This window comes from Alcaligenes sp. CHO6 (assembly GCF_037120595.1).
GTDB lineage: Bacteria > Pseudomonadota > Gammaproteobacteria > Burkholderiales > Burkholderiaceae_B > Alcaligenes > Alcaligenes ammonioxydans.
Window position 1 is genome coordinate 384,437 of sequence record NZ_JBANCI010000001.1, and the last position, 13,247, is coordinate 397,683.

Below are 13,247 nucleotides of genomic sequence, written 5' to 3' on the forward strand. Positions count from 1 at the left end.
CCAGCGTCGCTAAAGAGGAGCATCTCAGTGGCAGAAGTGGCCCACCACTGGGGATTGACTACGCCGCTTGAATGAAATTGCTCAAAAAGGCCTGGGTCCGTGCTTCCTGCGGGTGACAGAACACTTGCTCTGGCGGACCGGATTCCACGATCACGCCTTTGTCAAAGAAACAGACGCGGTCTGACACCTCCTTGGCAAATTGCATTTCGTGGGTCACCAGCAAGATGGTCAGATCCTGTTCCTGGCTCAGCTTCTGAATCACGCCCAGCACTTCGCCGACCAGTTCCGGGTCCAGTGCCGAGGTGGGCTCATCGAACAGCAAAATGTTCGGCTCCATGGCCAGAGCGCGGGCAATGCCCACACGTTGTTGCTGACCGCCCGAGAGCTGACTGGGGAATTTGTCCGCATGGTCGATCAGACCCACCAGATCCAGGTATTTGGTGGCTCGTTCGCGCGCTTGCTCTTTGGACAGGCCCAGTACATGCATGGGGGCTTCGGTCACGTTGCGCATTACGGTCATGTGAGGGAACAGATTGAACTGCTGAAATACCATTCCCATTTCCTTGCGCATTTCGCGCAAATGCTTTTGGCTGGCGGGGACCAACTGGTCGTTGACACGTTCATGCCACAGGGGTTTGCCCGCGACCGTAATGACGCCGTCGTCTATGGTTTCCAGCGTCATCAGGATACGTAGCACCGTTGATTTGCCCGATCCTGAGGGGCCGATAATAGTGACTTTTTCACCCCGCCTGACTTGAAAGTTCAAGGCATCCAGTACGGTGACGTCACCGAATTTTTTGGTGACATGCTCAAATTCAATGATGGGCTTGGAGAGTGTGTCGATCATCGCAGAGGGATTCCTTGCTTGGGCAAACGTTGGTCCAGTGCTCGTATCCCCGCTGAAGCCAGCAGGGTCAGCAGCAGGTACAGGCCGCCCACCATGGACAGGGGAATGATGTAGTTAAAGGTACGGTCACCAATAATCTTGGCCACATTCAGCACTTCCAGCACCGATACAACAGAAAGCACGGGCACGTCTTTCATGATGGATACCAAGTAGTTGCCCATGGCTGGAATGATGCGGGGGATGGCCTGGGGCAGGGTGATGACCATAAAGGTGCGCAATGGGGAAATATCCAGCGCACGGGCAGCTTCAGTCTGCCCGTGGGTGACGGATTCCAGACCGGCCCGATAAACTTCCGACAGATATGCGCTGTACTGCACACCCAGTGCCAGTGCGCCGGTCAGGAAGGCGGGCAGAACGATGCCGTAGTCCGGCAGTACGTAGTACAGGAAAAACAATTGCACCAGCAATGGCGTGTCGCGCAGGAACTCGGTCAACACATAGGCGGGCCAGGAGATCAGGCGCAGACGCACGCTTTTCAGGCCTGCCAGAATCAGTCCTAACACGGCGGCAACACCAAAACCCAGCACGGCGGCCTGGATGGTCACCCATAAACCTTTGAGCAGGATAGGCAGGATAGACAGCGCAAATGCTCCATTGCTGCTGGTGTCCCATTCAATACCAAACAGCATGTTCAGCTCCTTTGCGCGCGCCAGCGGCCGGTTGCGCGCTCCAGCAATTTCATCAGGACGGTCAGTACCAATGCCATGCCAAAGTACATCAGCAAGAGCAGGGTGTAGATGGTGGTGCTGTCTTGGGTGAAGTTGCGTATTTGTTCAGCTCTAAAGCTCAAGTCCCCCAAGCTGATCAGGGAGACCAGGGCCGTATCCTTCAGGTTCTGCACGGCCAGATTTCCGAAACTGGGCATCATCTCTGGAATGGCCTGGGGCAGGCTGATGCGCCAAAGGGTTTGGCGTTCTGTAAAGTCCAGGGCCTTGGCGGCTTCCAGTTGAGAATGCGGTACGGCCTGGATAGCGCCGCGCACCACTTCGGCCCCATAAGCGCCAATGTTCAGGCCCAATGCCAGGGTTCCAGCCACGACCGGGTCCAGCCGCCAGTCCAGACCGAGCGACTCGCCCAGAATCGGCAAGGCAAAGTACAGCCAGAATAGCTGTACCAACAAAGAGGTGCCGCGAAACACCTCGATAACGGTGATGGACAAGGAGCGCAGGACCACAGATCGCGATAGCCTGCCTATACCCAGCGCGAAGGCGGCGATGGCCCCCACGACCGTTGAGTACAGGGTGAGCTGTATGGTGACCCAGGCCCCTTCCATCAGGGCCGAGCTGTAACTTAACCAATCCATATCAGATTCCGGACAAGGGCAGGCGGGGCACTCCCGGTGCGAAATGGGCCCTTGCGAGGGGCTACGCAGGCTCGTGCGGCCGCCTTACCCGCAGGTGAAGGATCAGGCTTTACACAGCTGTTCCGTGGATTTTTCAAACGAGTGCTTGGCGTCTTCCTCGGTAAAGCCGTGCTTGTCGAGGATCGCTTTCCATTCCTCGGTTTTCTTGAATTCGGCCAGCTCCTTGTTCACTGCGTCGCGCAGATCTTCGGATTCCTTGGCAAAAGCAAAACCGCCCCAGCTGCGAACCGGAGTGCCGTTGATGACGGGGTCCTTGAATTCGGCGGCCAGTTCCACCTTGCCGCTCCCTTTGGATGCCAGGTCACTGACGGTCTGGCCGGTGGCAGCATAGGCGTCGGCACGACCCGTGGCGACGGTAGAGATGGCATCCGCGTTGTTGGAAATCGTGATCATGCGATCATCGGGTACGCCCAGGGCCTGCATCATTTCCAATTGATCGGCACCGGCCATGATGGCGATCTTGTGATCGGTCTTGGCAAAGTCCTCGTAGGCGTGAATGTTTTTGGGATTGCCCTTGGCCACGAGCAGGCCTTCACCATACGAGCTGTTGGGCTCGGAGAACAGCACGGTATTGCAGCGTTGCGGCAGGATGGCCATTTCAGCGGCCACCATATCAAAGCGCTTGGCTTGCAGGCCGGGAATCAGGGAGCCGAAGTTGGCGGTTTCCCATTTGATTTCCTTGATGCCCAGACGCTCCAGGATGGCTTGCGCCACTTCAGGGCCTGCGCCCTGAGCCTTGCCGGACATGTCCATGTAACCGTAAGGAATTTCATTTGCAACGGCGACGCGAATCACGCCGCGCTCTTTGACTTGTTCCAGCGTGACCGCGTGGGCGCTGGAGGCGGCAGCGACGGTGCCCAGCAGGGCCAAGGCCAGCGCGCAGAGGGGCTTGGAGTGTAGTTTCATCATGAGTCCTTTTCTCGCCTTTACCATTTCGTTATGAATGATTTGTTTTACGAAAGATTTGCAGAGAAATCATAGCGCATAAAATCATTCGTACTCAAATTAAATGGATAGAAACTATCAACCAAAAGAACTGATTAGAATTTATATATAAGTAAAGAGTTTGGTCTTAGGGAAAATGCGTGGTGTCTTGAGTACGTGTTTTTACTATGCTCCCAAGGATTAAAGAGCGCTTGTCCTCTCAAAAGCGCCTGGCTTGTGCCTACCCCAGATTGATTCATGAATGAGTTCGGCGCGCCTTCGGGCGCGCCGACACCTTTTTGGAAAGTGCGCTTTACGGCGCTTTCAAACCCTGCTGGTGCGGGAAATGCACGGTATCAAGAACACTGTGCGGTCCCAGCAAGAGTGCTCATCCTACGCGGTGCTGCGCCTCTTGTACCGGCAGCTGGCGACTTCTTCAGATCAGAAGTACAGCCGGAAAAAAAGTTGGTGACAGACTTACTTAATGCAAAATCGTGGAGGCTCTATGAGCAGAGAAGAGGGCGGTTTTATAAAACAGCATCTGATTTGGGTGCTGGTTGCGGTGCTGGGGGCCTTTGCCCTGGGAACGGTGGCGCTAAGCCGGGGGGAGAGCATCAATGCTCTATGGATCGTAGTCGCCGCAGTCTGCGTCTATTTGATTGCCTATCGTTACTACAGCCGTTTCATTGCTCGTAAGGTCTTTGAGCTGGACGCCACCCGCATGACGCCTGCCTGGCGTCATAACGATGGTCTGGACTATGTACCGACCAATAAGCATGTGCTCTTTGGTCACCACTTCGCGGCGATTGCTGGCGCGGGCCCCTTGGTCGGGCCGGTGCTGGCTGCGCAAATGGGTTATCTGCCCGGCATGCTCTGGATTCTGGCCGGCGTGGTATTTGCGGGGGCCGTGCAGGACTTTACCGTTCTGTTCATCTCCATGCGCCGCGACGGGCGCTCGCTGGGGGATCTGATCAAGTCCGAACTGGGCACGGTGCCTGGCGTCATTGCGCTGTTTGGCGCCTTCATGATCATGGTTATCATCCTGGCCGTGCTGGCGCTGATTGTGGTCAAGGCCCTGATCAACTCACCGTGGGGCACCTTTACGGTGGCAGCGACGATTCCGCTAGCCATTTTCATGGGGATTTATCTGCGCTTCCTGCGGCCGGGCCGTATTGGCGAGGTCTCGGTGATCGGGCTGATCTTTCTGCTGGCCGCGATTGTGTACGGCCAGGACGTGGCCGCGCACCCCACCTGGGGGCCGTTCTTCACGTTGAATGGCGAAGAGCTGACCTGGGCACTGATTATTTATGGCTTTATTGCCGCTGTGCTGCCCGTTTGGCTGCTGCTGGCTCCGCGTGACTATCTGTCCACCTTCCTGAAAATCGGCACGATTGTGGGGCTGGCCATCGGTATTGTAATTGTGGCGCCCGATCTGAAAATGCCAGCGACCACCAAATTTATTGATGGCACAGGACCGGTCTGGTCCGGCAGCTTGTTCCCCTTCCTGTTCATCACCATTGCTTGCGGTGCCGTGTCCGGTTTCCACGCCTTGATTTCCTCGGGCACCACACCCAAGATGATCGAAAACGAAACCCAGGCGCGCTATATCGGTTACGGCGGCATGCTGATGGAATCCTTTGTGGCCATCATGGCTTTGGTCGCTGCTTGCGTGATCGAACCCGGCATTTACTACGCCATGAACAGCCCGGCTGCCCTGATTGGCACGACTCCTGAACAGGCCGCGCAAGTGGTGTCCAGCTGGGGCTTTCTGATTACGCCGGCCGATCTGACCCAGATGGCCAGCGACGTGGGTGAAAACAGCATTATTTCGCGTGCGGGTGGTGCTCCTACCCTGGCGGTAGGCATGGCCTTCATCTTGCATAATGTCATCGGCGGGCCGGCGATGATGAGTTTCTGGTATCACTTTGCGATTCTGTTCGAGGCCCTGTTCATCCTGACTGCCGTGGATGCCGGCACCCGTGCCGGCCGCTTCATGCTGCAGGATCTGATGGGCACCTTCGTACCGGGCTTGCGCCGTACCGAGTCCTTGGTCGCTAACCTGATTGCCACGTCCTTGTGCGTGGCGGCGTGGGGCTATTTCCTGTATCAGGGGGTGGTTGATCCGTTGGGTGGCATCAATACGTTGTGGCCTTTGTTCGGTATTGCCAACCAGATGCTGGCGGCAGTGGCATTGGTGCTGGGGACGGTGGTGCTCTTTAAGATGAAGAAAGATCGCTACGCCTGGGTGACCGTGGTTCCTACTACCTGGCTGTTGATCTGCACGCTGTTTGCCGGCTTTCAGAAGATGTTTCACCCTGATCCCAAGATCGGCTTTCTGGCGCATGCCAAGGTGTATCAACAAGGTCTGGCCGAACAAACGGTCATGGCTCCTGCCAAATCGCTGGAGCAGATGCAGCAGGTTATTTTCAACGATTATGTGAACTCGACCTTATGCGGTTTGTTCATTTTTGTGGTTGTGAGCATGGTGTTCTTTGGCATACGTTGCGTGTTGAACGCGCGCCGCAGTGCCGTGCCACATTCAGCCGAGACGCTGTATGAGCCTTTGCCGGCTCAGGCAACAGCAGGAGCGTGATATGAAAGGATTATTGACTGGAGCGATAGCGCGCGGAGCCCAGGCAGGGCGGGGGACGGGACGCTACCTGGCCACCACCTTGCGTCTGATGGTCGGTGTACCGGATTACGAGACCTATCTGACGCACATGCGGGTAAATCATCCGGAACAACAGCCGATGGCATACGCCGAGTTCTTCCGCGAACGACAGCAGGCGCGGTATGGAGGTAAAGGACGTATCGCGTGCTGCTAAGTGAGTCGGCTAAGGGTCAGAGCCAGGGTTCTGGCCCTTTCTGCATGACAGTCCGATGACAATAAGCCTAATTGTGTTCAGATGTAAAAATAAGACAAACCAAGGTTCTAAACGATTTATCGTGTTTTTTTGCGTCAGCACGAAACAAATGGGCCAATAAAATTCACTAAACGAAATATACGTTTCGTTTCATGGGTTTTTTTCATGGGTTCTTGGTATAAATATTTTGTTGTTATGCGGTTTTTTGGATGAATCTTGCTGGTTTTGTTTGGCGGCGCCTCAGGAACTGTGTTAGGATTTTTCCCATGACTTTCGCAAACCCCGTTTTCTTCTTTTATTTTTATGCTTTTCCGATGCCGCTGGTGGAGGAAAGGACGGGTTGCACCAAACAGAAGTAAGACCTAAATCCTGAAATAAGCCGCCAGCATAGACCGGGCGGCTTTTTTTTCGTTTGCCCCCGGACCTGGCAAACCAACTGGAGTTAAATCGTGTCGCACAATACTGATGATTTACGGATTCGTGAAATTAAGGAGCTCTCTCCCCCATCGCACGTGATGCGCGAGTTTCCGTGTACCTCTGCTGTATCGACGACGGTTCACAAGGCGCGCCGCAGCATCCACAAGATTCTTCACGAACAGGACGATCGTCTGGTGGTCGTGGTGGGCCCGTGTTCCATTCACGATACCGAAGCGGCCATGGACTACGCCCGCCGCCTGACAGAACAGCGCAAGCGTTTTGCGCCCGAGCTGGAAATTGTCATGCGCGTGTACTTTGAAAAGCCTCGTACCACCGTGGGCTGGAAGGGCCTGATTAACGATCCAAACATGGATGGCAGCTTCAATATCAATCAGGGTTTGCGCACTGCTCGTGAATTGCTGCTGGCTGTGAACCAGCTGGATTTGCCAGCGGGCTGCGAGTTTCTGGACATGATTACACCCCAGTACATTGCTGATCTGGTGTCGTGGGGCGCGATTGGTGCGCGCACGACAGAAAGTCAGGTTCACCGAGAACTGTCCTCGGGATTGTCTTGCCCGGTCGGTTTCAAGAACGGCACGGATGGCAATATCCGCATTGCGCTGGATGCCATCAAGGCGGCCTCCCAACCTCACCATTTCCTGTCGGTCACCAAGGGTGGTCACTCCGCCATTGTGTCCACCGTGGGCAATAACGATTGCCATGTGATTCTGCGCGGCGGCAAGGCGCCAAACTATGACGCTGAGCATGTCGAAGCCACCAGCCAGGCCATGATCAAGGCCGGCATGGTGCCGCGTGTGATGATCGATGCCAGCCATGCCAATAGCAACAAGGATTACCGTCGTCAGCCTGAAGTGCTGGCCGATGTGGCCGGTCAGATTGCGGGTGGCGATATGCGCATTTGTGGCGTGATGATCGAAAGTCATCTGGTCGGCGGCCGTCAGGACGTCGTCGAAGGCAAGCCGCTGACGTACGGGCAAAGCATTACGGACGGTTGCATTGATTGGGATGACACGGTGGCGGTGCTGGAGAACCTGGCCCAAGCCGTGCGTCAGCGCCGTCAGGCCCGGGTCGCACTTGAAGAAGGGGCACTTAGCCACTCATAATAAGGTTTTGCCTTTTTGGAATGTTCATGAATGCTCCCGCTCATGCCGAAATCGTGCGGCGCCCTTTACCTGAAGGTTTTGTAGAAGCCTTGCAGGCTCAGTTTCAAGAGCGTTGCTCGCTGTCTCACGCCGTGCGTGAGCACCATGGTCGGGATGAATCGCCTTATCCACCCATGCTGCCCGATGTGGTTGTGTTTGCCCGCAGCACTGAAGAAGTGGCCTGGGTGGCCCGTCATTGTCACGAGCATCATGTGCCGCTGATCCCTTACGGGGCTGGCTCCTCGCTGGAAGGACATTTCCTGGCAATTCAAGGTGGCGTCAGCCTGGATTTGTCCGGCATGGACGAGATCGTGGCAATCAACGCCGAAGACTTCACCGCCACGGTGCAAGCTGGCGTGACGCGCATGGCCTTGAACGAGCATATCCGTGATACGGGCTTGTTTTTTCCCATCGATCCCGGTGCGGATGCCAGCTTGGGCGGGATGGCGGCAACCCGTGCGTCGGGTACCAATGCCGTGCGCTACGGGACGATGCGTGAAAACGTCCTGACCCTGAAGGTCGTGACGGCAGACGGCCGTATTATCGATACCGCTAACCGCGCCAAGAAATCCTCGGCCGGTTACGACCTGACCCGTCTGTTCATCGGTAGCGAAGGCACGCTGGGCATCATCACCGAAGTGACTGTCCGTCTGTACCCTCAGCCCGAAGCTATTTCTGCCGCCATCTGTAATTTCCCCGATCTGCGCTCTGCCGTGCAGAGCGTGATCGAGGTCATTCAAATGGGTATTCCGATTGCGCGTGTCGAATTCATGGATACCGCAGCCGTACGTGCCACCAATGCCTACAGCAAGCTGACACTGAAAGAATCGCCCCTGTTGCTTTTTGAATTCCATGGCAGCCCCAGCGGGGTTCAGGAGCAGGCCCAGGTAGTTCAGGAAATCACCCGTGAAAATGGTGGCATGGATTTTGAGTGGGCCGACAAGGCCGAGGACCGTTCCCGTTTGTGGACGGCTCGACACAATGCCTACTTTGCCGGCTTGCAACTGCGCCCTGGGTGCCGCTCCAGCACCACGGACGTGTGCGTCCCTATCTCTGCGTTGGCAGAGTGCGTGGCCCAGACCGCGGCCGACATGGATCAGGCTCCGTTTCCGTACACCATCGTGGGCCACGTGGGCGATGGCAACTTTCACGTGCTGATGTTGCTCGATGCCGATAGTCAGGAGGAATGGGACGAGTCCGAGCGCCTGAACCGCCGGCTGGTGGAACGGGCGATTGCCATGCAAGGTACCTGTACCGGCGAGCACGGCGTAGGTTTGCACAAGATGGAGTTCATGCTGGCCGAACACGGTCAAGATGCGCTCGACGTGATGGGCAGCATCAAGCGGGCGCTTGACCCGCATAACATCATGAATCCCGGGAAGATGTTACCCGCACGCGCTCAGGCCTGAGCGCGCGCTTGCCCCTGACCAAGCCCAGTCTGTCCAGCCTGGGCTTTTGTGACCGGGGCGGCACAGCTTGTCAGAAACCCCGTGCGGGGACGGCCTGTCCCTGTACTTGCGTCAGGGCAGGCGTACAATGCTTTTTTTAGTTAGTCGGGTGCGCGCCGGTCCGTGGGTTTGCGGGCTGTGGCCCCGCTCATCATCACTGCAATGACTATTTCCACCAAAAAAGGTCGCGTCGTTATCGGAATGTCCGGCGGCGTGGACTCCTCCGTTTCGGCCTGGTTGCTTAAAGAGCAGGGCTATGAGGTCGTCGGCCTGTTCATGAAGAACTGGGAAGACGACGATGACTCCGAATTTTGCTCCTCGCGCCAGGACTGGCTGGACGCGGCCAGTGTGGCTGATCTGGTCGGTGTCGAAATCGAGGCAGTCAACTTTGCTGCGGAATATAAAGATCGCGTGTTTGCGGAGTTCTTGCGAGAGTATTCGGCAGGTCGTACCCCGAATCCCGATGTGCTGTGCAATGCCGAAATCAAGTTCAAGGCTTTTCTGGACCACGCCATGACCTTGGGTGCCGACTGGATTGCCACCGGCCATTACGCCCGTGTGCGTGGCGTGCCCATGGCTGGGGGCGGCACAGACTATCAATTGCTCAAAGGTCTGGATGCCTCCAAGGATCAAAGCTATTTTCTGCACCGCCTGAACCAGGCGCAACTGTCGCGCACTCTGTTCCCGTTGGGCGAGATCAACAAGCAGGAAGTGCGCCGTATTGCTGAGGAATTGAAGCTGCCCAATGCGGCTAAAAAAGACTCAACCGGCATTTGCTTTATCGGCGAGCGTCCTTTTCGCGAGTTCCTGAATCGTTACTTGCCCACTCAGCCCGGTCCGATCAAGACACCGGAAGGGCAGGTGCTGGGCCAGCACGTGGGCCTGGCTTTCCACACCTATGGCCAACGCAAGGGTTTGGGCATTGGTGGCGTCAAGGGCAAGCAGCGCGAAGATGGGACTGCCGACGCCTGGTATGCCGCCCGCAAGGACCTGGCCACGAATACGCTGTATGTCGTGCAGGGTCATGATCATCCCTGGTTGTTACAGTCCGAATTGAAAGCCGAGCAGACCAGCTGGGTTGCAGGTCACCCACCCGCGTTGGGCCCGATTCACGCCAAAACGCGCTATCGTCAGGCCGATGCGGCCTGCACGATTCTGGCTGCCGACGGTGATAGCTTGTCTTTACATTTTGACGAGCCTCAATGGGCCGTCACTCCAGGCCAGTCCGTGGTCTTGTATGACGGTGAGCGCTGCCTGGGCGGCGGCATTATTCAGTAAGAGGCGGGCATGGAACCCATTTTAGTCATCAGTTTGCTGGTGCTGGGTGCCGGTATTGGCTTGGCCGCCGGTCTGCTGGGGATTGGCGGGGGCATGATTCTGGTGCCATTCCTGACCTTTCTGCTGCCCCTGTTTGGTGTGCCGCAGGAGTTGGCCGTTCATGCCTCGATCGCCACGGCGATGGCCACCATCTTGTTTACTTCCTTGTCCAGCGTGCGGGCTCACCATAAGCACGGCGCCATCCGTTGGGATGTGGTCAAGGTGATGGTGCCCGGCCTGATAGTGGGAGGGCTGCTGTCGGGCGGTGCGGTGTTCGCCATGATAGACAGCACGGCGCTGGCTATTGTGTTTGCGGCGTTTGTCTTGTATTCGGCCTCCAAAATGGCCCGTAAATCGGCCCCGGTGCAAGGCCGATCCTTGCCGGCTCCTTTCTGGATTGCCGCCATGGGGGCGCTGATCGGTTTTGTGTCCGGTCTGCTGGGTGCTGGCGGGGCATTTCTGTCCGTTCCTTTTATGCTACGCGGCAATGTGCCGGTTCGGCAGGCGGTTGCAACCTCCGCCGCGCTGGGCTTTTTTATCGCCCTTGCCAATAGCGTGGGCTATATCTGGTCCGGTCAGGTGAGCTTTGGCAGTCATCCAGGCATGATTGGTTTTATCTACTGGCCTGCCTTGCTGATTGTCTCGGCCACCAGCATCTGTACCGCCCCCTTGGGTGCCAGTCTGGCCCACAAGATTGACCAGATGACGCTCAAGCGCATTTTTGCCGGCATGCTGACGGTGCTGGCGCTCTACATGATTGCGCAGGCCATTACACAGGCTTGATGAGGCGCTCAGACTGGACTTTGCCATCGCTAAAGTCCAGTGCATCCCGCTCGGTTTCCTCTAGCGGCTCAAAACTTTCCCCTTGTGTCCATCGCATCGCCGACCGTAGGGCGGTAAGTGCCTGCTCGCTTTGGGGCAAAGTACGGCCGTACGCATGAAACTCGTGCGTCATGTCCGGCCACACATCCAGGCGTACCTGGGCTCCCTGCCGGTGTGCCTCACGGGCAAAATCGCGGATCATATCGACCATGATTTCTTTGCCGCCTGCTTGGATATAGAGAGGGGCCAGATGACGCAGATCCTGGGCGATGGGAGAGAGCTGTGCATCGCTCCAGGGCCCCTCTCCTTTCAGCCACTGCCCATACCGCAGTGTCTGGTAGCCCTGCACCATATCGTAGCGATCATGGCCAAACTGACTGGCCCCTCGTCGTCCGGTATCAGTCCAGGGGCTTAGGGCCAGGGCCAGCGCAGGCTGGGGCAAGCCCGCCTGGCGCACTCTCACCAAGGTCATCAGTGCCAGATGGCCGCCCGCTGAGTCGCCACCCAGGACTATGTCTTGGGGGCGCAAGCCTTGGGCGAGCAAATAACGGTAGGCTTGCACCGCATCGTCCTGTTGGGCCGGATGCGGATGCTCCGGGGTCAGGCGATAGTCCAGGGCAAAAATCGTGGTTTGCAGGCGATGAGCGAGCAGACGAATAAAGTGCTGTGACACCGCGGGATAAAAAGCATAGCCGCCGCCATGGAAGTACAAAAGAGTGTGGGTCTTGTCAGCATGCTCGGGAATAAACCAGTGTCCCCTTGGCTCTTGAGCGGTGCTGGCCTGTACCCGTACCGGCAGGTCCGGTTCTGCAATTGTGTACAGACTGTCGAAGTAAGCCCGGCTTTGAGCGATGTTGTCCAGACGAAAGGCGTGATTGAACTGCTTTCGATAGAACAGGGTGGCGATCTCAAAGGAGATGGTCCAGCCGTGGACTTGTGGCCTGCCTATGGCCCGTCGGGCCAGAACATCCACCGTGGTGGCCCACAACGTAAGGACGCTGCGGCAACGGTGGGACCAGGAACCTTGCAGAATGATTTTGGGCATGGAGAGGAAGCTGAAGTAGGATACAAGAAGAGCAGTCAGTGTGGCCGGCCTTGCTCGGGCCGGATAGAACGGAAGCGACGTCTCATGACCACTTTGTCTCGTGCCTGCCTGTATCGTCCTCGCCGCCATACCGCGGCCAGCATCCATCTGGGGGTAGAGCGGGACACCCGCGGGCTGGATTTGCTGCCTGAGCAGCGTTTGAATTGTTATCCGGCCTCGCCGCTGGTGGTGTTGTCGTGGATTTTTCATGGCCAGCTGCATAGGGTTCGGATGCTGGCTGAGGGCGGTCCGATGGTTCTGTCAGAGGCTTTGTCCAGCATGGTGCTGGCTGGGCCCTCGCGCACCCCGTCCATGAGTTGGTCTCCGGGCCCCGTGCATGCCATTTCGATTGGGCTTTACCCCGATGCCGTAAGACAGATGTTTGGTATTGAGCCCCATGCCTTGATGGATCAGGTCTTGCCCATGGATCAGGTCTTGCCGGCTGCGGCCTGTCGGATTCTGGAGCAGGTGCAGCCTGGGCAGGGAAGGCTGTTCGAGCAACTGGAAGCAGCCATTTATCGCTGCACGCCTACTGAGCGCCTGGGCAGCAAAGCGGGGTCTGCCAACTTACATGATTGGTTACGAACCTTGGCGATGAGGGCGGCAATGACGCGCCCCGGAACGGGTTTGCGCCAATTGCAAAGACAGATCAAGCGGTGGGCTGGGCAAAGTCAGCGTGAACTGCAACTGTATGTGCGCGTAGAGCGTGCCTTTGACTTGCTGCAGCAGCAGGAAAAGACGGACTGGTCAGCGCTTGCGCTCCAAGCCGGCTACAGTGACCAGTCTCATTTTGGTAGGGAGGTCAAACGGATTACGGGTTATTCGCCAGCCCGTTTTGCCCAGCGTCTACAGACTGACGAGGCCTTCTGGATGTACCGTTTACTGGGCGAGTGCTAAGTCGGCAGACATAAAAAAACCCATTCAGAAGAATGGGCCCT

The 13,247-nt window shown here is 57.0% G+C and carries 12 protein-coding genes; 7 read left to right on the forward strand and 5 right to left on the reverse strand.

Going from position 1 to position 13,247, the window contains the following annotated elements; translation table 11 throughout:
• Nucleotides 1–58 precede the first annotated feature (58 nt).
• The 4 genes from ehuA to ehuB all read right to left on the reverse strand — a co-directional run bounded on the left by ehuA (nucleotide 59) and on the right by ehuB (nucleotide 3,179).
• Nucleotides 59–847 carry an ectoine/hydroxyectoine ABC transporter ATP-binding protein EhuA gene (gene ehuA, locus V6936_RS01765; RefSeq protein ID WP_003802881.1) on the reverse strand — a complete coding sequence of 263 codons (789 nt, stop codon included), beginning with the start codon at nucleotides 845–847 and terminating at the stop codon, nucleotides 59–61.
• The gene (gene ehuD / locus V6936_RS01770; protein ID WP_003802883.1) at nucleotides 844–1,536 is read right to left on the reverse strand and encodes an ectoine/hydroxyectoine ABC transporter permease subunit EhuD; all 693 of its coding nucleotides are present in this window, start codon (nucleotides 1,534–1,536) and stop codon (nucleotides 844–846) included. Before ehuD ends, ehuA begins: the two co-directional genes overlap by 4 nt.
• Nucleotides 1,537–1,538: 2 nt before the next feature.
• Entirely contained in the window at nucleotides 1,539–2,210 is a 672-nt protein-coding gene (gene ehuC / locus V6936_RS01775) for an ectoine/hydroxyectoine ABC transporter permease subunit EhuC (protein WP_003802885.1), read from the reverse strand.
• Between the two features lie 102 nt (nucleotides 2,211–2,312).
• On the reverse strand, nucleotides 2,313–3,179 hold the full coding sequence (gene ehuB, locus V6936_RS01780) for an ectoine/hydroxyectoine ABC transporter substrate-binding protein EhuB (protein WP_240208533.1): 867 nt from the start codon (nucleotides 3,177–3,179) through the stop codon (nucleotides 2,313–2,315).
• Nucleotides 3,180–3,699: 520 nt separating this feature from the next.
• Here ehuB and V6936_RS01785 point away from each other — a divergent pair.
• The 6 genes from V6936_RS01785 to V6936_RS01810 all read left to right on the forward strand — a co-directional run bounded on the left by V6936_RS01785 (nucleotide 3,700) and on the right by V6936_RS01810 (nucleotide 11,186).
• A complete protein-coding gene (locus tag V6936_RS01785) occupies nucleotides 3,700–5,787 on the forward strand; it encodes a carbon starvation CstA family protein (RefSeq protein ID WP_336579283.1) in 2,088 nt (695 codons plus the stop codon).
• Between the two features lies 1 nt (nucleotide 5,788).
• Nucleotides 5,789–6,019, forward strand: coding sequence for a YbdD/YjiX family protein (locus tag V6936_RS01790; protein ID WP_003802891.1), 231 nt, complete (start codon nucleotides 5,789–5,791; stop codon nucleotides 6,017–6,019).
• Between the two features lie 485 nt (nucleotides 6,020–6,504).
• Nucleotides 6,505–7,599 (forward strand): 3-deoxy-7-phosphoheptulonate synthase AroG, encoded by a 1,095-nt coding sequence (aroG, locus tag V6936_RS01795; protein WP_272942518.1) that lies wholly within the window; start codon nucleotides 6,505–6,507, stop codon nucleotides 7,597–7,599.
• Nucleotides 7,600–7,625: 26 nt separating this feature from the next.
• Nucleotides 7,626–9,047 (forward strand): FAD-binding oxidoreductase, encoded by a 1,422-nt coding sequence (locus tag V6936_RS01800; protein WP_003802895.1) that lies wholly within the window; start codon nucleotides 7,626–7,628, stop codon nucleotides 9,045–9,047.
• 201 nt (nucleotides 9,048–9,248) lie between these two features.
• Complete coding sequence (gene mnmA, locus V6936_RS01805) at nucleotides 9,249–10,364, forward strand: tRNA 2-thiouridine(34) synthase MnmA (RefSeq protein WP_039943632.1); 1,116 nt, start codon at nucleotides 9,249–9,251, stop codon at nucleotides 10,362–10,364.
• Nucleotides 10,365–10,373: 9 nt separating this feature from the next.
• Nucleotides 10,374–11,186, forward strand: a complete 813-nt coding sequence (locus V6936_RS01810; RefSeq protein WP_003802898.1) for a sulfite exporter TauE/SafE family protein — start codon at nucleotides 10,374–10,376, stop codon at nucleotides 11,184–11,186.
• On the opposite strand, the gene V6936_RS01815 is transcribed toward V6936_RS01810, so the two are convergent.
• Nucleotides 11,173–12,270 carry an alpha/beta hydrolase gene (locus V6936_RS01815; protein WP_301605877.1) on the reverse strand — a complete coding sequence of 366 codons (1,098 nt, stop codon included), beginning with the start codon at nucleotides 12,268–12,270 and terminating at the stop codon, nucleotides 11,173–11,175. The two genes, V6936_RS01810 and V6936_RS01815, sit on opposite strands and share 14 nt — an antisense overlap.
• Nucleotides 12,271–12,354: 84 nt before the next feature.
• On the opposite strand from V6936_RS01815, the gene V6936_RS01820 reads away from it, so the two are divergent.
• Entirely contained in the window at nucleotides 12,355–13,206 is an 852-nt protein-coding gene (locus V6936_RS01820; protein WP_301605876.1) for a helix-turn-helix domain-containing protein, read from the forward strand.
• The last annotated feature ends 41 nt before the right edge of the window (nucleotides 13,207–13,247 follow it).

What these genes read in the sequence shown, in the direction of transcription:
- V6936_RS01810 (WP_003802898.1), top strand. Translation starts at nt 10,374, where the DNA reads ATGGAACCCATTTTAGTCATCAGTTTGCTGGTGCTGGGTGCCGGTATT.
- V6936_RS01790 (WP_003802891.1), top strand. Translation starts at nt 5,789, where the DNA reads ATGAAAGGATTATTGACTGGAGCGATAGCGCGCGGAGCCCAGGCAGGG.
- ehuA (WP_003802881.1), bottom strand. Translation starts at nt 847, where the DNA reads ATGATCGACACACTCTCCAAGCCCATCATTGAATTTGAGCATGTCACC.
- ehuC (WP_003802885.1), bottom strand. Translation starts at nt 2,210, where the DNA reads ATGGATTGGTTAAGTTACAGCTCGGCCCTGATGGAAGGGGCCTGGGTC.
- V6936_RS01785 (WP_336579283.1), top strand. Translation starts at nt 3,700, where the DNA reads ATGAGCAGAGAAGAGGGCGGTTTTATAAAACAGCATCTGATTTGGGTG.
- V6936_RS01815 (WP_301605877.1), bottom strand. Translation starts at nt 12,270, where the DNA reads ATGCCCAAAATCATTCTGCAAGGTTCCTGGTCCCACCGTTGCCGCAGC.
- V6936_RS01800 (WP_003802895.1), top strand. Translation starts at nt 7,626, where the DNA reads ATGAATGCTCCCGCTCATGCCGAAATCGTGCGGCGCCCTTTACCTGAA.
- ehuB (WP_240208533.1), bottom strand. Translation starts at nt 3,179, where the DNA reads ATGATGAAACTACACTCCAAGCCCCTCTGCGCGCTGGCCTTGGCCCTG.
- mnmA (WP_039943632.1), top strand. Translation starts at nt 9,249, where the DNA reads ATGACTATTTCCACCAAAAAAGGTCGCGTCGTTATCGGAATGTCCGGC.
- V6936_RS01820 (WP_301605876.1), top strand. Translation starts at nt 12,355, where the DNA reads ATGACCACTTTGTCTCGTGCCTGCCTGTATCGTCCTCGCCGCCATACC.
- ehuD (WP_003802883.1), bottom strand. Translation starts at nt 1,536, where the DNA reads ATGCTGTTTGGTATTGAATGGGACACCAGCAGCAATGGAGCATTTGCG.